This is a genomic window from Bacteroidia bacterium (genome assembly GCA_033391075.1).
In the GTDB taxonomy this organism is placed as follows: domain Bacteria; phylum Bacteroidota; class Bacteroidia; order J057; family J057; genus JAWPMV01.
The window spans coordinates 316,970-338,887 of sequence record JAWPMV010000005.1; the positions used below are offsets into that span (position 1 = coordinate 316,970).

The window sequence follows — 21,918 nt, forward strand, 5'->3', positions numbered from 1 at the left end:
AATAGGAAATCCCGGGCTTTTTTCTATTTGCCCAAGTCGATAAAAGGTGGACTTTGTGAGGTTCTCCCTAAAAACTATTTATTTGTAGATCAGTTATGCAATGTATCCGTGCCGAGTAACACTACGTTTAGCACGCAGGAAATCTGATCTAGTATGTACACTCAAAAGACCTACAAAGCCTTCGACCTTGCCATGTGGACAAGGTTCGACACTCTAAAATTCATCTTCATCGGTACTTTTTGGGTATCGTTTTATTATTTCATGGACATAGCCTGGGTGAAGATTCCCTGGACTCCCCTGGCACTTATCGGTACAGCCGTAGCCTTCGTGATCGGTTTTCAAAACAACTCTGCTTATGGCAGAATCTGGGAAGCTCGAAAGATCTGGGGAGGCATCGTAAATACTTCTCGTACACTCGGGATGTTCCTTCAGGATATGATCACAAATGCCCATTCAGATATAAAATTATCTGAAGCAGAACTCAAACATGAGATAAAAACCTTAACCTATAGGCATATCGCCTGGATGACAGCCTTGCGGCATTCTATGCGTCAGAAAAAAACCTGGGAGACCAATGCTGACGAAAGAACCAATCAGGAATGGCGAGTGTTGCCTCCCGAAAGAATAACAGCCTTGAAGGATGATCTGGCTCCTTACATTTCTGATGAGGATATGGATTACGTCCTCTCCAAGAACAATAAGCAGACGGCCCTCCTCTATTTACAATCGCATCATTTGAGGAAATTAAAAGAAGAGGGTGTTATTTGGGAATTTGCCTTTCTTCAATTGGAAGGAGTTCTGGAAGAACTTTTTACCCTACAAGGTAAATCCGAGCGAATCAAAAATTTCCCCTATCCTCGTCAATTCGCTACCCTCAATCACTTTTTTATGTGGTTATTTGTCTTGTTGCTTCCTTTGGCACTCATCCCACAATTTGCAGAGATTGCCGAAGGATTTATGGACAAGATGCCTATTCTCAGTGATCTGTTTATCTGGGCTTCTATTCCCTTCTATGTAGCCGTAGCATGGATCTTTCATACTATGGAGCGGATCGGACGTACGGGAGAAAATCCTTTTGAAGGAACCTCCAATGATGTACCCATTTCAACCATAGCCCGAGGAATTGAAATAGACTTGCGTCAGAATCTTGGGGAAACCAAAGAAGAGATACCTACTCAATTTCCTGTGCATTACGATGTGCAGTTTTAAGCAAAAAAAGGGAAGCTTTTGAGGCTTCCCTTTTTATATTTCCTGGAGTTTGGGAATCAGACTTCTGTCGCTGATTTTTTCTCGTAAACATAAGAAATGATCAATAAGACAAGGGCCAGTAATGCACCCGCAAATTCTCCATCTTTAGCTACAATATGGCCCGATCCTGCCAGAATAAAATCAAAAAAGAAGCCTGCATACGCCCACTCCTTCAAGGTTTCCGACTTTTTCGTCCAAATAGCAATCAGTCCTAAAATTTTGGCGATGGCTAGAGGGTAAATGATGAAGGTTGGATACCCCAATCGGCTAAAGGTTTCGCTTACCATTTCATGATTAAAAAAATACATACTCGCCGAGAACAGCATCATAAGCGTCAACAGTCCGGTGGATATGCGGTAGATTAATACGTTTCGATTTTTCATTTCTAAATCCTATTGTGATTATTTCTTGCTAATGTAGAGCATAAGCTTTACTTTTGAAAGCAGATATACAAAAGATAGTAGTATACTAGAGTATAGCATGGAAAATGAAAAAAAAGAAGTATGGGATAAGACAGAATGCAATGACTTTCTCCTACCCATACGCGATTCCCTTGCAATATTTAGTGGGAAATGGAAAATCCCCATTATCTCTGCCTTATTATATGTAGGGGAAAGCGGCTTTAAAGAATTGGAGCGCATGGTCATGGATATCACTCCCAAGATGCTTTCCAAAGAGCTCAAAGAATTGGAGACTAATCTGATGGTGGAAAGAATAGTTTTAGACACTCGCCCTGTAAAGGTGAAGTATAGAATCACAGAATACGGCAAGTCAAGCGAGCTCGTCATTGAAGCTTTGCTTCAATGGGGAAGGAAGCATCGCGAAAAGATTATGTCTGAAGAAGTAAAGAGTCCCGTTTAACGCTTCCAAAGTTTCTTCTCCACTACCCTTTCCAATAATTCATCTCGGTAGTTTCGGCTAAGGGGAATCGGAATAGCATTGATGATCAGCTCATGGCTTTCTACGGATTCTATCTTGGAGGTCGCAATGATGTAGGATTTGTGAACCCGCATAAAAGCCTGGCCTTCCAACTTTTGTAAAATGTCCTTTAAGGTCAGCAAAGTCATGTATTTACCTTTGAGGGTGTGAATGCTCACATAATTTTGCATGCCCTGGATAAATAGGATATCCTCGAAAAAAATCTTCTCGTATTTCTGATTGCACTTCACAAAAAAGTGATCATCTTTTGTTTTTGCAGGAGGATCCTGCTCCTGCTGAAGATATTTGAACTGAGCCTTTGCTTTGCTCGCTGCCTGAAGGAATCGATCAAAAGTGATAGGCTTGAGCAAATAATCGAGCACATTGAGGCGAAATCCTTCCAAAGCATAGCTCGGATAGGCTGTTGTCAGGATCACCATAGGCGGATTAGAACTAATCTTCAGGAAATCGATCCCACTCATTTTTGGCATTTGGATATCCAGAAAGATCAGGTCCACTTGCTCACGGTCCATAAGTTCCATGAGTTCGAGGGGATGTTCGCAAACGCCTCGCAAATCCAGGAAATCCACTTCCCGAACATAATTGGCAAGTCCTTCTCTGGCAAGGGGTTCATCATCAACGATTACGGATCTTATCATGATTGCTCGATTTATTGAATTGCAGGTAATGGCTGCAGAAATACTTCTTCGGATTTTAGTTCTTCAAGTTCAAGTTCCAGTCGGATTTCATATCTATCTCCTGATTCATGAATTTCTAATTCATATTTGCCTGGATAGACCAGTTCAAGGCGTCTCTTCACATTTTGCAAGCCAATGCCTCCAACCGCAGCCCTTTCCTCCTCTCCTTCCTCTTTGCTATTTTTTACCACAAATTCCAGCTTTCCCCTTTCGTCCACAAATAAACAAATAGAGACCCAATTCAATTCTTCCGCGGATTTAGATACATGCTTAAACGCATTTTCCACAAAGGCAATGAGAACAAAAGAAGAAATCCCAAAGGCATTTTCAGGAGAATAGTTGAGCTCCAGTTTTAGTTGAAAGTCTTTATTCTTTCGCAGTTTTTCCAGGGCCACAAAATTCCTCAAATAACTGATCTCTCTGCTTAGGTGAATGAGGGGAACATTGCATTCATACAATTGGTAGCGGAGAAGATCAGAAAACTGAGCCAGAGCATTGGAGGCTTCTTTTGGGTTTTTATTGATCAAAAAGAAGATGCTATTGATGGTATTGAAGAGAAAGTGAGGATTAAATTGATTTCGGAGAAAGTCGAGTTCTACTTCCAGTTTCTCCTTTTCCAGTATTTGCTGACTTTTTCGGGATTGCAACCAACTTTTACCCAGCTTGATGCAGATTCCCAACATCAGACTTGCCGCACAGGAGGGAAAGGTATGGGTGGTGATAAAGTAGAAAAAATTAGGCCGTGCTGTGGGCTCATAGCAGAAAAAGTCCAGACTTTCCCCTGAAACGAAAGCAGCCATATAATAAGCAGAAACCAGAATTTGGCTGCATACAATCATCGTCAGAAAAAGGGATAGCAAAAACAGAATGGGTTTTCCTCTTTCCAAGAAACGAGGCCAAAGCACATAAATACAAAAGAGTACCCCCAGACTGGTTATTAGCACATAGGAGATATAAACCATCCAGCGAGGAGAATGGAAAAGCATCTCAATACATTCTTCGAAGGTAAATTGTGTGAGCCCCCAGGTAAAATGGTAGACAGCCCAAAAGAGAAAGTGGTAGAGTTTATACTTGACAAACCAGCTCTGGTTCCAGTCTATGTTCTGTGCGTTATTCATATCCGGGATATTATCAAGATAGAGGGAAGTCAGGGGGAAAGGGTTGTCTCCTTTTCTGATTTAGACAAAAAAAATCTTCCCGGCCAGGATTCCCAATAAAATTGATAGCAGGTAGGAGAAAGTTGATGAAAGGAAGCTTTCAAGGGATATCGGCTCTTTTTCAATAAAAAGGAAGCTATCTATCCAAATCCGCACTCCTTTAAGCCTCTTGTCAACTCCCTGGCTAAAGTCGTCAATGAAATTTCTCCTCTCTGAATCAAAGCTTCAATTTCGGAACAGTAGAAAAAATACATTGACATGCAATCACAAAAAGAAATTAGCTTACAATCAGCTTCTTTGGAAGCAAAAGCCCGAAAAGCCCTCGATCGTTCGGCAAGCGTATGGTTCCTCATCGCCCTCGCAGGACAATGGTTCTTCGCCCTCTATATCCTGGGGTTTTATGGGAGAACCAGCGTAAACGGAAACTATGAATCCTGGAATGAACACCTTTTTAAGGGAATCATAGAGAATGACTTTCTGGGCAATCTCTTCCTCTTCATGCATCTCATCCTGGCTTTTATGATAACGCTTGGGGGTCCCTTGCAGTTCTTCCCAAAATTTCGCAAAAAGTATCGCGCCTTTCATAGATGGAATGGTAAAATATATATTCTTATCGCACTCCTGATCAGCCTGGATGGCTTATACCTTATTTTATCGAGAGGGGTGATCGGAGGAATAGGAATGATGGGTGGAAATATGCTGAATGCCTCTCTCATCATGACATTTTCTGTTATGGCTTTCCTGACTGCCCGAAAGAAGCAATTTGCTGACCATAGAAAATGGGCCATCCGAACTTTCCTGATGGTTAGCGGAGTCTGGTTTTTCCGGGTAGGTTTTGCCTTTTGGATTTTTATCAATCAAGGTGCGCCCGGACATACAGAAAACTTTGACGGCCCTTTTGACTTTTTCCTGGCTTATGGACATTCACTTGTTCCACTAGCCATTGCAGAATTATTTTTCCTCGCAGAAAGAAGCAAGCAAGTGCAGGCAAAATTTAGCATGACAGCACTTATGATTCTCTTGAGCCTGATAACTGCCTTGGGAATATTTATGGCAACACAAATCTTCTGGATTCCTGAAATGGGTTGAGAAATAGGGACTGATAATAATCAGTCCCTCCAATTTTGCTTTACCGAATACAACAATCGGTCAATACAAGCACAAGGATCATCATTTGCGGCAATTTGGCCTTTGATAAATCTATATACCTGCCAAAATTCTCGATTTGATGCCTTGTTGTGGCAGGAGAGTCTGCCTAATTTGAGTTTATGCGAACAATAAAACTCCTATCAAGCCTCCTGCTTGCGTTTAGCTGCTACGCGGTCTCGGCAAGTGGACTCACCATAGAAAATGTTAGATCAGTCAATCGAGACGATGTCTTGTCCAGCCCCATGAGTGTCATTTTCGACATTCGCTGGGACAATGCCTGGAACAATGCCAAAAATCACGATGCTGTCTGGGTCTTCCTGAAATACAATACGCCCTATAACAATCATGTGAAAATTTTACCGACGGGGCATCAATTATTAAAAAATAGATCTCCTCAATCCGGAAATCCTACCCTGGAGGTAGCTGATGACGGGATGGGCTTTTTTATCATTCCTCCCACGGCTTGCAGAGGGAGTTTGAACTACAAACTTCAGGTTTTATTAGATACAACAGGTCGGAACATTGGCTTTCGTCAACTCAACGATTTGAAAGTACATGGAATAGAGATGGTTTATATTCCGCAAGGGCCCTTTACACTCGGCAGTCCGGATGAAGCAGCTATTACACGGGCCAGTTTATACAAAAGCGATGCGAATGGTGAAGCTGATGGGCTTTACCAAATTACTTCTGAAGCAGAGATTCAAGTCGGTCCTCAAAAAGGGAATCTCTACTACTGGTCTGAAACCGATCTCTACAATGGGGATCAAAAGGGGCCTATACCCGCAGAATTTCCCAAGGGCTTTGAGGCTTTTTACATCATGAAATACGAATTGAATCAAGGGCAATATGCTGCCTTCCTCAATAGTCTGCCTAGCGGATGGACTTTTGATCGTTCGCCCATCGGTGGAAAGGACTACTATACAAATAGAGGGAGCATAAGATTGAAGGAAGGAAAATATGTAGCTGAAAGCCCGAATCGTCCGATGAATTATGTGAGTTTTAGCGATGGCCTGGCCTTCACCGATTGGGCGGCTTTGCGTCCTATCACCGAATTGGAATATACCAAAGCCAGTCGGGGTCCTCGCAAACCCATAGAGGCAGAATTTGTCTGGGGAACAAATACCTATGCAGATCTGGAAAGATATGTTTCCCCGGATTTGGAACTGGGATGGGCAAATGGAGTAGATGAATCTCAATTACATGACAATAATCTTCCTGTATATGGAGCCAGTTACTATTGGGTGATGGATTTGAGTGGAAGTGTATGGGAAAAGGTTATCACGCTTGGGAATCCCATAGGTAGAGCCTTTACAGGTACTCATGGAGATGGCAAACTCAACTTTGGAGAAGCCACCAATGAGGATTGGCCCAAAAGCGATAATGAAGTCGGGGGCTTTGGATATAGAGGAGGAGGCTATTACCAGATCGGAACCAGTTATTCTGATTTCAATCCCCACTCCCCTATTGGGTATCGCTATTATGGGGCCTGGTCCGGTGGGCCCAGAAGTATTGCCTATGGATATCGGGCGGGAAGAAGCGCGGATCGGTAGAAGGCTGAATGCCTTATAGTTCTGTAGTTTTATAGCGGGAGGGGATTTCTGCTTTTCCTCTTCCCTGGCTGGATTTTCTCCAACTATGTTTCTGTTTAAAAAATTCAAATTTCCGGGAATTATGAAAGTTCCGATCAAAGCTGCTAAATTGCTTTCATAATGCCTATCCTATGAACTTATCTAACGTCTGGCTGACAAGAGCCATCATTTCAGGCCTATGTCTGTATTTTTTCAGCCTGAATCTCTCCGCACAATCACCCAATCTTTGTAGTACGGGGGATTGTCCCAAAGAATTATTAGATATAGTTATAGAAGGAAGTACAAGTCCTGATCCAGCTAAGTTTACCCAGAGAGCTGCCACTTTCAAAGCGGCCTACCAAAAGTTTGAAGCGCTCAGGAAAAGCTATGATCAAAATCCCGTCTGGCAGAAAAAATATGCTGATTGGACCCTGGGAGGCGAAAATTGTATGCGCCACTATCAGCTGGAAGCTCGTTTTGCCCATGAATATTCTCAGAATCACGAATTCAAGAAGTTTATCGACCAGGAAGTAAGCGATAGCAGAGCCTTTAAGAAAAAGGGCTTTGAAGCAAGTCGAAGGGCCATTTACCTGGAAGGGCAAATGAAAAAACAATGCAACAAACAGCTAGACAATCTCAATCAGCAAGGAGGGCCACAGACAGCTGATTTATCTAAGGTATATCAAAAAATTGGAGAAGCGCTGGACTATTTTGACAAGGATGGCAAACTCAAAATGCTCTCAGATGCAGAAGAGAAGAAGAAAGGCATCGAAGAACAACTTAAGAATTTGCCTTTGGGGTCCAATCTTCAAAATACCCTCTCCGGCTTGCTTCCGGGATTTAATAAGGGAAAATCTCTTTTAGGAAATTTTAAGAAAAAACAAGGAGAACTTACTTCTCTTTTGGGAAATTTGTTGCCAAAACCTGGGAACCTGCTTTCCAAGTTGGGTGATTTAAAAAAGCTGCAAGGGAATATGAGTTCAGCTTTGGGCAATCTGGCCGATCCCAATTTGCTAGACAAACTGAAAAATCTACAAAGTGCAACAGATCTTTTGAGCAATAATCTCTCAAAATTGCCCATTAAGCCCGATGAACTCAAAAATTTGTTGGAGGCGCTGGGGAAAAAAGGAGATTTGGCGAAAAGCTTGCTGGATAAACAAAATGCACTCCCTGATCAATTGAAGAAACAGCTCAATGATCTCCTGAATCAGAAAAAGGCGATTGAAGACCTCCTGAACAAACCGGGTGAAAATCTGGACGAGCTCAAAAAGCAGGCAAACAATCTCAGCAATGCCGCCCGAAATTTATCAAAGAAGGCCACGGATACCGATCAGGCAAAAAATGATCTGCTAGGTTCTTTGACTGATTTGCTCAAAGATCAAACAGGACTGGGGGATAAATTAAATGAGTTGGAGAAAAAACTGGAGGAGTTTGAGCAGAAAGCCCAGCAATTGCAAAATGACAGCCAAAGCCTCCAGGCAGAAGTTGATAAACTCAGTCCCATCCGGGAAAAGATTTCGCAGCTTAAAGATCAATTGAATAAGCTCGACAAAGATGAATCCTGGAAAAAAGAAATGGACGATTGCGAAATTGGACTCAATGCTTTAATCCAACAAATCGATCCCCTCAAAAAAGCCCAAAATGGATTCAAACAAAAAGTCAAGGGTCTCTTATCCGGGCCCAATAATCTCCTGGGAAAGCTATCCGGCTTGAAGAACCTGCAAGATAAGATCAAAGCCAAGGCTAATACGCTTAAAAATAAAATTCCCTACCTCGATAAAGTCAATCAATTGATAGCCATTCGAGAAGCCATCAAAGGAGAAGGAAATAAAGCCAAGAATAAGAAGGATAAACTGGGAGCGCGATTGGGAGTAGTGGATAAATTGATAGCCGGCCTGGAAGACAAACTCAAAGGAAAGAGCACAAATCTCGCAGGACTTCAGCAAGAATTAGAGAAACTGATACAAGATAAAAAAGGCCTGATCGGCAATCTAAACCAGCCCCTTGATAAGGTAGATGAGATTGATCAACTGGTAAACGCTTATTTGAATAAGTACGGCCTATTCGATCAAAAAGAGAAATGTCCCAATAATGAGGAAGAGAAAAAGGGAATCACTGATCTTGAGAATGAGCAGGCAGACCTTAAACAGCAGATAGAGGACCTACAAAAAGAGTTGGATACCCTGGGAAAAGATGCCAATAAATTGGGTGAAAAGAACCAGGAACTTTCGGATCAGATTGATGCAGAGGAAAAACAGGACCTGCTTCTCAAAGAAGAAGAAAAAGCCATACAAGAAGAATTTGGCAATGAGGTGAAATTGGAAGCTGTCAGTGTAGAAGAATGGGCAGAAAGTTTTGAGGTAAAAAGGCCATATTGGGATGCAGTTTTCCACCCGGATGATGAAGTTGTAGAAGGATTTAAAGGGAAATACTTTGCCATAAAGCTGAAGGATGCCGAGAAAAACGTGAAGCTCCTTTTCAAAGCCGGGCAATACTATATGGATAAAACCGAGTTTAGAGAAACTTATGGATCAACTATTGTCGCTTTCGTAACGGAAGCTTTGCACTATATGAAAAAAGGAGATGCTGATCAGGTCAAATTATTTGTACAGGGAAGTGCAGATATTGTTGGCCAGAATACCTTTAGGGGAAAGCTGGATGAGCGTTATATGTACACAGAAGTTCAGGTTTTGCCTTCAAAAGCAGATAAGGAGACATTTTCTCCTAATTCCACCAAAAAGGAAATTCCCCAAAGCAGTTTCAACAATACCCATTTACCAGATTTGAGGGGAAGGTATCTAAAGGAAATGATTTCAGTCTATTCCAGGAAGCTAAAACCCATCCAATTAGAGGGTGCGGTTAAGGATATTGCTTCAGAGGGCGAACGAAATGCAATTATCTACCTTTTTTTCCCGGAAACTCTGCTGGAAAAATACGAGGATTAAGGCCAGATGAATATTATATTTAGTATTCATCCCCTTTCTCCATGACGCAACACATGAAAAATATTAACTGGCCTGACCAGATCCTGAATTTCCTCGGGGTTATCCTTGGAGTCCTTCTAGCCTTTTATATCAGTTCGGTAGCCGAAGACAAAAAAGAGGAAAAGGAACTCGATAATATTCTGGTATCCTTTCGAACTGAACTTGAGAATGACCTGGGTGAGTATTCGAAAGGTCAAATTCCCTTTCATACCCAGCAGGCAGAGTCTATGGCTAAGTTGCTGGAAAGTTTACAGACCTATAATGAAGATAGTGTAGAGGAACAAATATCTGTAGTCTTTGAAGCCAATAACTACAGCCCTCAGAATACTACTTATCTTTCTGTAGTTTCTTCCGGAAAAATGGGACTCATAGAAGACCTTGAGCTTCGGAAAAACCTCAGTCGGTATTATGATGTACTTTCTTCCGAATCCATAGAAAGAGGAAAAAATCAAATAGATTTCTTCATGAATCAAATCATCCCCTGGATGATCAATCATACCGACCTCATGGATGTAGAATCAAAGGATATCGCCCGAGACAAAGCCTTTGCCAATAGCATCCTCATTTACCAAAGTCTCATTCAAAACAAAATAATCCAATACCAGGAAATTGCCCATTCTGCAGAGGCCCTCATTCAGCAAATCGAAGCATATCAAAATCCATAATCCTTTGGTATGCAGGAATTAACTATATCTATGCCTAAACGTACACGAGGATAAAGAAAAATATTTGGAGAAGGTCTTTCTCTGTATTGCATTTCTTTGATCTATACACTTAAGCTTCATAATTACATGGACAAACTCAAAAATCAGGAAAGCAGAAGGGCTTTCTTTCAGAAATCTACTTTATTGGCCGGTGGACTACTCGGCAGTCAAATGATCAGCCTGGCAGACACAAGGGAAGTTCCTGCTGAAGAAGGCATTTATATCATAGGTCCAAAAAAAGGCTACTCTCCTCAAATTGGCACCTTGCTTTCTACCATGGTCATGATGCGGACCTGGATTGTCCAGGGGGTTCAGAACCTGACACAGGAACAGCTCGATTTTCAGATAGACGAAGAATCCAATTCCATCGGCGCGATGTTGATGCATCTGGCTGCTACCGAGCGCTACTACCAACTCAATACCTTTGAAGGTATGTCCTGGGGAAGTTGGGACAAAGAGATCAAAAAAGAATGGGATCCAGCCATGAATTTAGGTGCAGGTGCGCGGAATAAAATCAAAGGCCAGGACATCCGTTTTTACCTGGACAAATTGAAGGAAGTTAGGGACATCACCAAAGCAGAATTTGCCAAAAGAGACGATGATTGGCTGATGCAATCGGAGCCTTTCTTTGAAAATAAACCTACCAATAATTACTGCAAATGGTTCCATGTTTGCGAGCATGAATCCAATCACAATGGCCAGATAAAGTTTATCAAAAAGCGCATGCCGAAATAAGAAATCCATCCCCCGAAAATTTGAAATTCCGGGGGATATTTTTTTTACTCCTTATTTCTTCTTTCTTGTGTTTGCTTGTTTTCCCAATTCATCAAACTATGAAGTCTATTTTTGCATTTTATGCTTCCCTCCTCTTCCTGATTTCTCCAAAATTGTATGCTCAAGAGCTTTTAGCTGTTTCTCCTTCACCTCCAGATACGATATCTTTTCGTCTGACCTCCTACAACAATATTGTATTGGAAGCGGTCCTCAATGAGCTAGATAGCCTCGATCTTATGTTTCATACGGCTGCCAATGATATGACCTTGATTGAAGCGGTCAGGGATCGACTAAAAAGTGTCACATATGGCAATCCGGATAGTGTGAATAGCTGGGGCGGAAAAGGGACTAGCAGAAGAAGTTCAGGAAACGATTTGAAAATAGGCAATCAAAACTGGGAAGATGTATTGATTTGGGAGAATAAACATTCCGGCCAGGAAACGGATGGGAAGATCGGACTGGATTTTTTCAAAGGACAAATTCTGGAAATCAATTATGAGCAGAACTATCTGGTGGTTCATCCGGAAATGCCGGAATTGGATAAAGGCTTTGAAGAATTAGCGCTAGAGATCAATTCGGGAATGAGGTTTTTGAAAGGGAGCATGCAATTGGGGGAAGAAAGCTTTGGGAATTCTTTTCTGATCCATTCCGGCTATGCGGGTTCCCTCCTACTCGATGATGCCTTCGCTCAGAAAAACAAATTGGATAGCCGTCTGGAGATCATCGATGAGAAAATCCTCAAAGACTCCTATGGCAATGAGCTCAAGACCCTCAAGGCACTCATGCCTGCTTTTGAAATGGGGAGCATTCATTTTGATCAGGTCCCGGTCGGTTTTTTCTCCGGAGCATTGGGCAGGCAGAAAATCAGCGTCATGGGAGGGGATTTACTCAAGCGCTTCAATTGGATATTTGACCTCAAAGAAGAGCGACTTTTTGTAAAACCCAATGCGAATATAAAATTGGCGTATCGGGAGTGATCCTTGCTTTTTTGTCTGGTCGGTTTTGGCGATATTGAAAGGAAGCAGAGACACCATGCCTGGCTTTCAAAAAATTATCTTTTTTTGTGTAATCGGCAGCTTTGTGAGTTTCGGCTTAGCGGGAGAAATCGGCTCTGAGAGCCTGGGAGAAGAGGATAATAAGAGATAAACGAAATAACTTCGTTTATGCTAATGTTGGGTGCAATAAAAAAATGTCAACTCTTAAATATTTTGATACAAAAAACTGAGTATAAAAATATATGTTGGTGGTGTGGATCAAAGGCTGATTCCCGAGAACATACACATAAGAAAACAGATTTTAAAAGAGTTTTCGGGAATCCACCATATCCAGAAGTAGATCAACCAATAAAAGCTTTAACTAAAGGAGGTTATCGAAATATTCAAGGTCCAAATTCAAAGGAAATTAAATTTAAGCCTGTTTTATGTAAAAAATGTAACAACGAAAGAAGTCAATCATTAGACTTAGCATATGACAAATTCATCAATTGGGTTGAAACTAATACAAACCAGATAATTGAAAATGAGACCATTGACTTCAAATTAATATTTGGAAACGATTATCTAGAGGATAAGTTGAACGTTTTGAGATATTATACTAAGCACTTTTGTTGTAGGCTTGCTGAAAATTCTATTTCTATCTCAAGAGAAATAATAAATTTTTTAAACGGATATGGGAATCTCCAATACTTAATCATAAAGTTTGAAATAAGGTATGATATACTAGCTATGGCATTAAGACATCATGAGAGAGGAAATTCTTATCCTTCCCTTTATAAAGCTTCATTGAAATATTTTTATAAAGAAGAAGTTGAGGATGAAATTGATTTTGTCTATACATTCTATAATTATAGATGGTTCCGGATTCATTTCCAGTATTCGGAAAGAATCACTAGCACTGATCCAAATTTTGATTGGTATGACGAATACAATGAAGCAGATATAATTGACGTTCCAACTTTTTACATAATTCCCCCTGAAAAATATCAAGATTGTACAGATAATGAATTGTACGAATTAATCGAGCAGTATAAAAAGAGGGAATTAGCTGAAGATCAAAATAATTTTTGGTTAGGAATATGAAAAATGCACACAACACAAGCTAAGCTCCATACTCCGCTAATGCTACGTACGAAAGCTTAGCCGCTCGTTATCGGCAATTAAAAATAAAAAATGATGAAAAAAGCAACAAACAGGCATTTTGGAGGATCAACAAATGCTTTAGGCTTCACATTCGTATTTATCCTACTTCCAATACTAGCCTTTACACAAGCAGAGCAAAAGCAATTGAGCCTGGCAGAAAGAGTACAAAATCTTAAGTTGGATAGTACAGAGATTGGAGAACTTGCTTATTATTCTGAGGGATATTTAGATCGAGCTGAACTGATAAGTATGGAAATCGAAAGGGCCAGGAAATTCTACTTAGATAGCCTTGGAATAGAAGTAGAGGTAAAAATCGCCTTGCTCGATACCAATGATTACAATACACTATCTCTTCGCATTCCATATGGACTGCCTTTCGTAAATAACGGGCTCATATTCTTACCAGCTGATACATCGACTGGGGCAGTAAAAGATATGTATGCTCCATTTTCAGGTTCTATTTCGGAAGAAGCCAAATCAATTTTAAATAGCCTTGCAATGGACTATGCCGCAGCATTGAATCGTATGGTTGATCTAATCGGATTACATGAAATAGGCCATGTTCAAAATGATGCTATGGGAATCAATGGCAGACAGAAGTGGTTTGATGAATTTATGGCATCCTATTTTGGGTACGCCTATATGCAAAATAACGATACTTCCTTAGCAGGCATTTGGGATGTTTTTACACATGCCGGGTTTGAAGGTTATACGCCTACTCATGTTTCGCTAGATGTTTTTAATAAGTTATATTTTGGAGTGGGGTTCGAAAATTATGGATGGTTTCAAAATGCTTTTCAAGAACGAATAAGAGAGGTATATGCTGCTAAGGGATTAAATTTTATTCGACTTGTAAAAGAAAAACTATCCGATTCATCCTTCCAACCTGCAACAGCGCAAGAATTATTAGAAAAGCTGGAGGAAATCGAGCCAGGATTCATAAAATGGGCTGACTCACTAGGAAATTAAAAGAGAGAAAATCCGATAACATAAGCTAGTCGTTCCTTTCAATAAAAATGGATAAAATTGATGAGATAAAAGAAAAACTTAAAGAGCTAAAAACTCTTGATTCCAAGTATGAAATATTTGGAGCCTCTCATCATAAATATGCCTTTAACGAACCAATGACTCTTGATCAACTCGATGAGTTCGAAACAAAATATCAAGTTAAATTACCAACAGATTATAAGCGCTTCCTAAATAAAATTGGTAATGGAGGTGCTGGGCCATATTATGGTATTCATCCGCTCTCAAGGAATTTGGGGAAATTTAATCCTGAAAATAAGTTTGAGAATCTAAAATTAGCGTTTCCTCACTATAGAAAATGGAACTGGAGTAAAAAAATTCTTGATCGGTTTGAAAAACTCAAAGGTGATGAGGACGAGGAAATCGCGGAGTTTTTTGATACAATATTTTGGCAACAATATGGAAAAGAGGAACTTACCTCAGGAAGCTTATATATATCTGAATATGGTTGTGCTTTAAGATACTTGTTGATAGTCACAGGTGATGATATAGGGAAAATATGGTTTGACCAAAGGGCTGATCATGATGGAATTAATCCTGTTGTGGATAACAATGGAAAAAAACTAGATTTCTATAGTTGGTACCTAGAATGGCTTGATAAATCAATAAATGAAATAAAGAAACAAGGAAGCTAACAAAACCTAAACTCCATACTCCGCTGAGGCCGCGTACAGCGTTTAGCTAGCCCTTATCAGCAACTTGAAAAATCGCACAAAATTAAAAGCGTTTCTTTACATTAGCCAAAGCGCCCCACTCAGCAACAAGCTGAATTAAAGGGATTAATGTTTTACCAAAATCAGTCAAAGAATACTCAACTTTCAGTGGGGGTTTTGAATAAAAGACTTTTCTTTTAATTATTCCATCTTCTGTTAATGATTTCAACTGTAAACTTAGCGTACGCTCGGTAACTGTTGGCATTTTCTTTCTTAGCTCATTGTATCGTAAGGTTTCGTCCAACAAATAATATATGATAGCTGCTTTCCACTTCCCACCAATAACGCCCATTGTTAAACTAGAACAACAAGGATATTCTTTTCCATTAAAATTGTACATACTTCTATAATTAGTCCAACTATACTTATTGACCGTTATTGCAAATATAGCCTACTTTAAATAGTATTGCTACTATACTATTTATAGTGATTTATATCATGGATAATAGTTCAATATTTCATATTGATTTCCAACACTATTTTAAAAGAAAAAACAAGGTAAAATGAGAGAAACAGCAAGCAAATTAGACGGACTTTTGAACATAATAAAGGAGTACATTGCTAAATCCTCTGATTCAGAACTAAGCTTTAAAGCGAATTCTGAAAAATGGTCGAAGAAAGAAATTATTGGCCATTTGATTGATTCGGGAATCAACAATACAAAGCGTTTTACAGCAGTTCTAATTGAAAAAGAGCCGTATAGGATTAGGCCAATGAAACAAGTTGAACTAGTGAAAGTAAATGATTATCAAAATTCTGAAATAGAAGAACTTTTAGCTTTACTATTGTCTATCAATATTCGAATAAAAAAGCTGATGCTTCTGCAAAACACACAAACACTAGCTACAAAAATTGAATTATATACTAAAGGAAATATGTCTGATTTGAGATACTTGATGGAAGATTATGTTGCACACTTTGAACAACACCTAAATCAATTATTGAAGCCAATATCCGCATAATACAGAAGTTTATGTGAGTATACTTGCAAATTGAAGGATTTAAAGAGCAGCTGCTAAGAATGTATATGAAATCATGGCTTCCATCCGGTCGCCAGGATTCATAAACTAAATGTTATGTTTGCAATTGATAATTAAAAACGACGACTAACAAAGCACAGCTGTCCGAGGCATATCTAGTCGTTCTAGCCCATTAAAATGAAAAAATGAGAACACTCGGTTTAATAGGGGGAACATCATGGCATTCAACAATTGAGTATTATAGATACATTAATCAAAAAGTAAATGATTATTTTGAAGATAACACCAATCCTCCTTTAATAGTGTATACTTTAAATCAATCTTTAATACATCAATTACAAAGAGAAAACAATTGGGAAGGGATAGCTGAGTTACTCATTGAAGCCGCAAGAAGTCTTGAAAAAGCTGGTGTAGATATGCTAATGTTTTGTGCTAACACACCTCACAAAGTTTATCATCTTGTCGAACAAGCAATTGATACTCCAATACTACACATAGCAGATGCAACTGCTGAATCTCTTAAATCAAAAAATATTAAAAAGGCTTGTTTTTTGGGAACTAAATATTCTATGGTTGAGAACTTTATTACAAAAAGAATAACAACAAATAATATTGAGGTAATTACTCCAAACAAGGATAATATCATACATGAATTACATCGAATAATTCAAGAAGAATTGACATATGGAAATATCATCCCTCAATCTAAAGATTATGTAATTAGCATTATTCAATCATTTGTCAAGATTGGCGCAGAAGGTGTCATATTAGGATGTACAGAATTTCCATTAATGATAAAAGAAACTGATTTGCAAATCCCGATTTTCAATACAACAGAGATACATGCAAATGCAGGAGCAAATTTTATTTTAAAAGATTTAAAAAAAATAAAAACAGGCTACAACAAAGCATAAAACGGCAATTGTTAACAAAAGCTGGCAACTGCGTTTAGGCGAGGACGTTATCTCTTAAGTTAAAATATGAAAGACAAAATATTCATATTGAATGAGACTGGCTCTCTCTCTGAGCTAACCGAATCAGGTTATGATAGTGAGGAATTGTTGCAATCTCTTCTTGAAAAATACCCTTCATTATTAGCTGGAGGTCAAATAGATGAAATTCAGCCCCGAAGGTGGATACTGATCTCCAGGGAGATTGGGATACCTGATGATTCTGAAAAAGGGAATAGATGGGCAGTAGACCATTTATTCATAGATCAAGAAGGAATCCCAACCCTGGTAGAAGTAAAAAGAAGTTCGGATACAAGAATCAGGCGAGAAGTTATAGGTCAAATCATGGATTATGCTGCAAATGCTGTTTCATATTGGTCAGTAGAAAAGCTAATGTCCATTTATGAAAAATCATGTGAAGAAAATCAGGAAGATTCAAGCGACAATATTAATGAACTGGTTGAGGGAACACTCGATTATGAAGAATATTGGGAATTAGTTTCTACAAATTTGAAAGCAGGGAAGATTAGAATGATAATTGTTGCCGATAATATTCCCAAAGAATTAAAGAATATAATTGAGTTTCTGAATTCGCAAATGTCTCCAGCAGAAATACTTGGGTTAGAAATCAAGCAGTACCGGAATGAGACAATGAAAACATTAGTACCAAAAGTCTTGGGTAAATCTGTGAAATCTGATGCTTCAAAAAGAATCAGAAGTTCAGTTTCAACAGAGATTTCGGAAGATGAATATTGGAGGGTCTTTCAGGTCCACTCAGGAAAAGCATTGCTCCAAATTGGCCAAAGAATCATAGACGGGATTAAAGACTACAAAGACTATTATTGGTTTGGAGGTAGTGGTATAGTAAGTGGATATGGCCACTCGATGGTTCCTGTAAAGAAAGCTAATTTCCCAAATAGTAATCGAATCAATATTTACCCTATTGCCCTTTGGACAAATGGTTCAGTAGAAATTAGCTTGCAATACTTCAAAGGGCGCGGGCATTTCGATCTAGAGGAGAATCAGAAAGAATTGATTGACAGGCTAAATGAAATTGAGGGAGTTGATATTGGATATGAAAAGATCTTCAAAAGACCGAGTATTAATCTTGGGCTATTTTCAGAGCCAAATGTACTTGCAAAATTCATCGAGTTGATAAGATGGGTTTTTGAAAAAAGTATGGAAAAAAAAGAGAGATAACATTGACTACGTGCTATGCCTTGCTATCGTGTCTGCACCAGCGCGTAGTCATATCGTTAGCATACATAAAATGAATCAGAAAGAAAAAGAGTTCCTAGATGACTATGAAGCATTGTTTCGTTCAAATCGGAACGCACTCCCTGAATCTTCAAGTCATAAAAATCCTAAAATGGAATATCACGTGTTGGCGGATGGAGTTTTTTGGGATGATGAAGGATTAAGGGAATTAGAATGGGAACTTTCTAATGCTTTTAGGTTCGTGATAAATTTTAGGACCAAGCTAATAACCAACTCCAATGAGCCAAATGAGTTCTACCAACAAATATATAAACTAGCACAAAGGTATTTCCCAAACTGGATTGGATTCAAGAAAGAACGATGCAGTCATAATGAGGAGCTAGCCGAAAGGATTGAAAGAATCAGAAAGGTCTCAGGTTGGAAGGTTGACAAAACATTTAAAGAACTTGAGGATTGAAAACGAATGCTAACAAAACCTAATCTACATACTTCGCTAAGGCTGGGTGCAGAGTTTAGCTGATCGCTGTGAGTAATAAAAAAATAATGGGAAAAATTGTCTGTAAAAGCCACGGGACTCAAGTCCTAAGTTTTGTGTCTAAGTTCCATCAAAAAAAAATAGCAGGAGCTGAACCCAGTCACGAAAGTGAAATAAGATATGTAGAGGTAGACAATAAAGAAGAAAATATCCAGGGGACATTTTTAGTAGATCCCAATATCTTAACGCAATTAGATAGACATGAAAAAGTATCGAAATTGAAACTGGATTCCTCGGAATTCAATAAGATATTTAGCGATTTACAAGCTGTTTGCTCTACTTGCTTGCAAGAGTACTTAGCAAGAAAAATATAATACTCACAACAAAACCTATGCTCAAATTCTTTTGACGCATCCGAAAAAAAATGTTCTTTGAAAATAAGACCGGTAAATATCTCCTCTATGCCCTGGGGGAAATCTCCCTGATTATCATAGGTGTCATGATTGCCTTAACGGTTTCAGAGTGGAATAATAACCATACAGACGGAGCCTACGAAAGAGAGATGTTGACCCTAATAAAACGGACATAGAAGATGAATATCTGGAATGAAGGAAAAAAACGAATCACCCACAAAGCCTAAAAATCAGTTCTCAAATATGCTGGTGCAACATTGCCAAAGCGCGATGCTGTTGATTCACAAATTATCGAAGAAGCTCGCAATAGTAAAGCAAGCTATGAAGGGATATACAAAACCAAGAAAGAAGTTACTGACGATTCAAAAATTACTGGCATCATTGATACACAAAGAGACGTGGCTGGCTGGCCGGAGTTGAAAAGTATGCCACCGCCAAAGGATACCGATCATGACGGAATGCCGGATAAATGGGAAAAGAAAAATGGGCTTAATCCAAAAAATGAGGATGATAAAAACAATGTCGGGGAAGACGGATACACTATGTTGGAAAAATATTTAAATAGCATAATATAATACACGACAGCATAACATCAGCTTCCGCTAATTTCGCTCGAAGCCAACACCTAAACCCAAAAAACTACCGATAGCTTGTCGTTGGGTGTCATAATCTTACAGAAAAAAATTCTTTGGCTGTGTAAAATAAAATGAATGAATTATGTCCTACACCAGAAAACTTGCCTCAATAATGTTTACAGATATTGTTGGTTATACCAAGTTAATGCAAACCAGCGAATCAGCAGCGATCAAACTCAGGAATCGACATAGAGAAGTGTTTGATTCCTTTCATGAATCTTATCGGGGTAGGATAATCCAATATTATGGAGATGGCACATTAAGTATTTTTGAGAGTGCAGTAGATGCTGTTCGTTGTGCTATTGAAATTCAGCGGAAGTTGCGAAAAGAGCCAGAAGTTCCGCTCAGGATCGGCATTCATCTCGGAGATATTTTGCTCAGCGATACGGATATTATTGGAAATAGCGTAAACTTAGCTGCTAGGGTAGAATCCTTGGGGGTTGCCGGAGCCGTTTTGGTTTCCAATAAAGTAATGGAAGAAATCAAAAACCAAGACGACATTCCCTGTCAGCTTATGGGAAACTATCATTTTAAAAATGATTCACATCCCCGAAATATCTATGCTATATCTGCATCCGGATTGCTCCTTCCTTCAACGGATCAGCTTTCAGGTAAACTGGAAGCCTCATCACAAAAGAAGGAGATTGAATCTTTAGCGGTCTTGCCATTTGACAATTTCACTGGAGAAAAGGATCAGGACTATTTAGTAGGAGGTATACATGATAACCTTATTACCGCATTATCTCAAATCAGTTCATTGCGCGTCATTTCCAAAACCTCGACACTACGCTATAAAAATTCGAATAAATCCATCCCAGATATTGCAAAAGAACTAAATGTGGATGCAATTGTAGAAGCCTCGGTTTCAAAAATCAAAGACAAAATACAACTCAATGTTCAGTTGATCCGGGCTTTCCCAGAGGAAAATCATATATGGGCAGACATTTTTGATCGGTCTTTAGATAGTATTTATTCTCTATTGAATGAAATTACCAAAACCATCTCAGAGAAGATCAATTTGGTACTTACGCCTAAAGAAGCAGAAAGTTTGTCTCACTCTCCCAAGGTAGATCCACAAGCATACCAGACTTATCTGAGGGGCATGTTTCACTGGGAAAAACTATCAGCTAAAGACTTTGAGATTGCTAAAGAATATTTTGAAAAGGCGATTGCTATAGACCCCTCCTTTGCGCCCCCTTATGCTGCAATCGCTCATACTCTGATCGGGCAAGTGCAGATGGGCCTGATCGCTCCTCCTGAAGCTATGCCCAAAATCTATCAATACAACATGAAGGCTTTGAGGCTTAATTTCAACTTTTCCGAATCCCATTATATGAATGCCATTTTGAGTTATGTGGTAGAATGGGATTGGGAAAAAAGTGAAGCTGAGTTCATCAAATCTTTGGATGGAAATCCTAACCATTCACTTTCTCATGCTTATTATGGTCATTTACTTATGATTTTGAACCGCTTTGAGGAAGCGATCAGTGAGGTGAATATTTCTCTGAAATTAGACCCCAATAATCCATTGGTTCAATCATTGGCAGGGGTGGTATTTTTTCATTCTGGTGACACCCAACGGGCATTTAGCTTAGTCAATAAATCTCATCAGATTGATCCCAATAACATCCTGAATTATAGGTTCCTTGAAAGCTGTTATGTAGAGTTCGAAGAGTATGACAATGCCTTCGAAATGCAGAAAAAAATCAATTATTCGGATCCGCAGGCTTGCCAGGCATTGGATGAAGGGTATGCAAATAAAGACTATTCCCAAGCGATGCTTGCGCTCGCTCAATCCAGAGAAGAACTTAGCAAAAAGCAATTTGTACAACCCGTGTGGGTAGCCTTGGCTTACCTTAAAGCAGGCTTAAATGAGAAAGTTATTCAATGGCTTGAGCAAGCGTTTCAAATGCATGATCAGGATCTGCCATATGTATTTATTGCTAAGGAGTTTGCTCCTTTTATGCAAGATCAACGCTTTATTCAAATCGCAAAAAAAATGAATCTGCCTATTGGAAATATTTCACTCAAAAAATAAGGAACGCCCTACATTAATAAGATTAACCGATAAAATATGAAGAGCATTCTTATATAAGTATTGGAAGCTTTAATTCTAATGATTATAAAGAACTAATAGGTGAGTATATTTCACCAAAAGTTGTAAACAAAT

Annotated in this window: 23 protein-coding genes; 19 read left to right on the forward strand and 4 right to left on the reverse strand. The window is 39.2% G+C overall.

The window, feature by feature from the left end; translation table 11 throughout:
- The first annotated feature begins 153 nt into the window (after positions 1-153).
- Positions 154-1,209, forward strand: coding sequence for a bestrophin family ion channel (locus R8P61_37010; protein MDW3652738.1), 1,056 nt, complete (start codon positions 154-156; stop codon positions 1,207-1,209).
- Positions 1,210-1,265: 56 nt separating this feature from the next.
- Here the strand turns inward: R8P61_37010 and R8P61_37015 are convergent, their stop codons facing one another.
- Positions 1,266-1,631, reverse strand: coding sequence for a DoxX family protein (locus tag R8P61_37015; GenBank protein MDW3652739.1), 366 nt, complete (start codon positions 1,629-1,631; stop codon positions 1,266-1,268).
- Between the two features lie 97 nt (positions 1,632-1,728).
- Between R8P61_37015 and R8P61_37020 the strand changes: the two genes are divergently transcribed.
- On the forward strand, positions 1,729-2,109 hold the full coding sequence (locus R8P61_37020; protein ID MDW3652740.1) for a helix-turn-helix domain-containing protein: 381 nt from the start codon (positions 1,729-1,731) through the stop codon (positions 2,107-2,109).
- Here the strand turns inward: R8P61_37020 and R8P61_37025 are convergent.
- A complete protein-coding gene (locus R8P61_37025; GenBank protein MDW3652741.1) occupies positions 2,106-2,825 on the reverse strand; it encodes a LytTR family DNA-binding domain-containing protein in 720 nt (239 codons plus the stop codon). The genes R8P61_37020 and R8P61_37025 overlap by 4 nt on opposite strands.
- Positions 2,826-2,836: 11 nt before the next feature.
- The gene (locus tag R8P61_37030; GenBank protein ID MDW3652742.1) at positions 2,837-3,982 is read right to left on the reverse strand and encodes a histidine kinase; all 1,146 of its coding nucleotides are present in this window, start codon (positions 3,980-3,982) and stop codon (positions 2,837-2,839) included.
- Between the two features lie 297 nt (positions 3,983-4,279).
- On the opposite strand from R8P61_37030, the gene R8P61_37035 reads away from it, so the two are divergent.
- The 9 genes from R8P61_37035 (at position 4,280) to R8P61_37075 (ending at position 14,999) form a co-directional block, all read left to right on the forward strand.
- Positions 4,280-5,110, forward strand: a complete 831-nt coding sequence (locus tag R8P61_37035) for a DUF2306 domain-containing protein (protein MDW3652743.1) — start codon at positions 4,280-4,282, stop codon at positions 5,108-5,110.
- Positions 5,111-5,289: 179 nt separating this feature from the next.
- Positions 5,290-6,720, forward strand: coding sequence for an SUMF1/EgtB/PvdO family nonheme iron enzyme (locus R8P61_37040; GenBank protein ID MDW3652744.1), 1,431 nt, complete (start codon positions 5,290-5,292; stop codon positions 6,718-6,720).
- A gap of 170 nt (positions 6,721-6,890) precedes the next feature.
- A complete protein-coding gene (locus tag R8P61_37045; GenBank protein ID MDW3652745.1) occupies positions 6,891-9,683 on the forward strand; it encodes a hypothetical protein in 2,793 nt (930 codons plus the stop codon).
- A 53-nt stretch (positions 9,684-9,736) separates the two neighbouring features.
- Entirely contained in the window at positions 9,737-10,387 is a 651-nt protein-coding gene (locus R8P61_37050) for a DUF6090 family protein (protein ID MDW3652746.1), read from the forward strand.
- A gap of 126 nt (positions 10,388-10,513) precedes the next feature.
- Entirely contained in the window at positions 10,514-11,161 is a 648-nt protein-coding gene (locus tag R8P61_37055; GenBank protein ID MDW3652747.1) for a DinB family protein, read from the forward strand.
- Between the two features lie 98 nt (positions 11,162-11,259).
- Complete coding sequence (locus tag R8P61_37060) at positions 11,260-12,177, forward strand: aspartyl protease family protein (protein MDW3652748.1); 918 nt, start codon at positions 11,260-11,262, stop codon at positions 12,175-12,177.
- Between the two features lie 231 nt (positions 12,178-12,408).
- Positions 12,409-13,278, forward strand: coding sequence for a hypothetical protein (locus tag R8P61_37065; GenBank protein ID MDW3652749.1), 870 nt, complete (start codon positions 12,409-12,411; stop codon positions 13,276-13,278).
- 90 nt (positions 13,279-13,368) lie between these two features.
- The gene (locus R8P61_37070; GenBank protein ID MDW3652750.1) at positions 13,369-14,307 is read left to right on the forward strand and encodes a hypothetical protein; all 939 of its coding nucleotides are present in this window, start codon (positions 13,369-13,371) and stop codon (positions 14,305-14,307) included.
- A 47-nt stretch (positions 14,308-14,354) separates the two neighbouring features.
- Complete coding sequence (locus R8P61_37075; GenBank protein MDW3652751.1) at positions 14,355-14,999, forward strand: SMI1/KNR4 family protein; 645 nt, start codon at positions 14,355-14,357, stop codon at positions 14,997-14,999.
- A gap of 82 nt (positions 15,000-15,081) precedes the next feature.
- Here the strand turns inward: R8P61_37075 and R8P61_37080 are convergent, their stop codons facing one another.
- Positions 15,082-15,417, reverse strand: a complete 336-nt coding sequence (locus R8P61_37080; GenBank protein ID MDW3652752.1) for a helix-turn-helix domain-containing protein — start codon at positions 15,415-15,417, stop codon at positions 15,082-15,084.
- A gap of 163 nt (positions 15,418-15,580) precedes the next feature.
- Between R8P61_37080 and R8P61_37085 the strand changes: the two genes are divergently transcribed.
- The 8 genes from R8P61_37085 (at position 15,581) to R8P61_37120 (ending at position 21,786) form a co-directional block, all read left to right on the forward strand.
- Complete coding sequence (locus R8P61_37085) at positions 15,581-16,039, forward strand: DinB family protein (GenBank protein MDW3652753.1); 459 nt, start codon at positions 15,581-15,583, stop codon at positions 16,037-16,039.
- Between the two features lie 203 nt (positions 16,040-16,242).
- Complete coding sequence (locus tag R8P61_37090; protein MDW3652754.1) at positions 16,243-16,971, forward strand: amino acid racemase; 729 nt, start codon at positions 16,243-16,245, stop codon at positions 16,969-16,971.
- A 66-nt stretch (positions 16,972-17,037) separates the two neighbouring features.
- The gene (locus tag R8P61_37095; protein MDW3652755.1) at positions 17,038-18,207 is read left to right on the forward strand and encodes a hypothetical protein; all 1,170 of its coding nucleotides are present in this window, start codon (positions 17,038-17,040) and stop codon (positions 18,205-18,207) included.
- Between the two features lie 70 nt (positions 18,208-18,277).
- Positions 18,278-18,682: a hypothetical protein gene (locus tag R8P61_37100; protein MDW3652756.1), complete on the forward strand. Its 405-nt coding sequence runs from the start codon at positions 18,278-18,280 to the stop codon at positions 18,680-18,682.
- Positions 18,683-18,768: 86 nt separating this feature from the next.
- Positions 18,769-19,074, forward strand: a complete 306-nt coding sequence (locus R8P61_37105) for a hypothetical protein (GenBank protein ID MDW3652757.1) — start codon at positions 18,769-18,771, stop codon at positions 19,072-19,074.
- A gap of 50 nt (positions 19,075-19,124) precedes the next feature.
- Positions 19,125-19,289, forward strand: a complete 165-nt coding sequence (locus R8P61_37110) for a hypothetical protein (protein ID MDW3652758.1) — start codon at positions 19,125-19,127, stop codon at positions 19,287-19,289.
- Between the two features lie 81 nt (positions 19,290-19,370).
- Positions 19,371-19,688, forward strand: coding sequence for a hypothetical protein (locus R8P61_37115; GenBank protein ID MDW3652759.1), 318 nt, complete (start codon positions 19,371-19,373; stop codon positions 19,686-19,688).
- 142 nt (positions 19,689-19,830) lie between these two features.
- Positions 19,831-21,786, forward strand: coding sequence for an adenylate/guanylate cyclase domain-containing protein (locus R8P61_37120; protein ID MDW3652760.1), 1,956 nt, complete (start codon positions 19,831-19,833; stop codon positions 21,784-21,786).
- The last annotated feature ends 132 nt before the right edge of the window (positions 21,787-21,918 follow it).

Excerpts from the sequence above, each read along its gene's own strand:
- R8P61_37085 (MDW3652753.1), top strand. The coding sequence starts at position 15,581 with ATGAGAGAAACAGCAAGCAAATTAGACGGACTTTTGAACATAATAAAG.
- R8P61_37030 (MDW3652742.1), bottom strand. The coding sequence starts at position 3,982 with ATGAATAACGCACAGAACATAGACTGGAACCAGAGCTGGTTTGTCAAG.
- R8P61_37075 (MDW3652751.1), top strand. The coding sequence starts at position 14,355 with ATGGATAAAATTGATGAGATAAAAGAAAAACTTAAAGAGCTAAAAACT.
- R8P61_37015 (MDW3652739.1), bottom strand. The coding sequence starts at position 1,631 with ATGAAAAATCGAAACGTATTAATCTACCGCATATCCACCGGACTGTTG.
- R8P61_37110 (MDW3652758.1), top strand. The coding sequence starts at position 19,125 with ATGTTCTTTGAAAATAAGACCGGTAAATATCTCCTCTATGCCCTGGGG.
- R8P61_37050 (MDW3652746.1), top strand. The coding sequence starts at position 9,737 with ATGAAAAATATTAACTGGCCTGACCAGATCCTGAATTTCCTCGGGGTT.
- R8P61_37035 (MDW3652743.1), top strand. The coding sequence starts at position 4,280 with ATGCAATCACAAAAAGAAATTAGCTTACAATCAGCTTCTTTGGAAGCA.
- R8P61_37025 (MDW3652741.1), bottom strand. The coding sequence starts at position 2,825 with ATGATAAGATCCGTAATCGTTGATGATGAACCCCTTGCCAGAGAAGGA.
- R8P61_37020 (MDW3652740.1), top strand. The coding sequence starts at position 1,729 with ATGGAAAATGAAAAAAAAGAAGTATGGGATAAGACAGAATGCAATGAC.
- R8P61_37100 (MDW3652756.1), top strand. The coding sequence starts at position 18,278 with ATGAATCAGAAAGAAAAAGAGTTCCTAGATGACTATGAAGCATTGTTT.
- R8P61_37010 (MDW3652738.1), top strand. The coding sequence starts at position 154 with ATGTACACTCAAAAGACCTACAAAGCCTTCGACCTTGCCATGTGGACA.
- R8P61_37060 (MDW3652748.1), top strand. The coding sequence starts at position 11,260 with ATGAAGTCTATTTTTGCATTTTATGCTTCCCTCCTCTTCCTGATTTCT.
- R8P61_37105 (MDW3652757.1), top strand. The coding sequence starts at position 18,769 with ATGGGAAAAATTGTCTGTAAAAGCCACGGGACTCAAGTCCTAAGTTTT.
- R8P61_37090 (MDW3652754.1), top strand. The coding sequence starts at position 16,243 with ATGAGAACACTCGGTTTAATAGGGGGAACATCATGGCATTCAACAATT.
- R8P61_37055 (MDW3652747.1), top strand. The coding sequence starts at position 10,514 with ATGGACAAACTCAAAAATCAGGAAAGCAGAAGGGCTTTCTTTCAGAAA.
- R8P61_37040 (MDW3652744.1), top strand. The coding sequence starts at position 5,290 with ATGCGAACAATAAAACTCCTATCAAGCCTCCTGCTTGCGTTTAGCTGC.
- R8P61_37080 (MDW3652752.1), bottom strand. The coding sequence starts at position 15,417 with ATGTACAATTTTAATGGAAAAGAATATCCTTGTTGTTCTAGTTTAACA.
- R8P61_37070 (MDW3652750.1), top strand. The coding sequence starts at position 13,369 with ATGATGAAAAAAGCAACAAACAGGCATTTTGGAGGATCAACAAATGCT.
- R8P61_37120 (MDW3652760.1), top strand. The coding sequence starts at position 19,831 with ATGTCCTACACCAGAAAACTTGCCTCAATAATGTTTACAGATATTGTT.
- R8P61_37095 (MDW3652755.1), top strand. The coding sequence starts at position 17,038 with ATGAAAGACAAAATATTCATATTGAATGAGACTGGCTCTCTCTCTGAG.
- R8P61_37045 (MDW3652745.1), top strand. The coding sequence starts at position 6,891 with ATGAACTTATCTAACGTCTGGCTGACAAGAGCCATCATTTCAGGCCTA.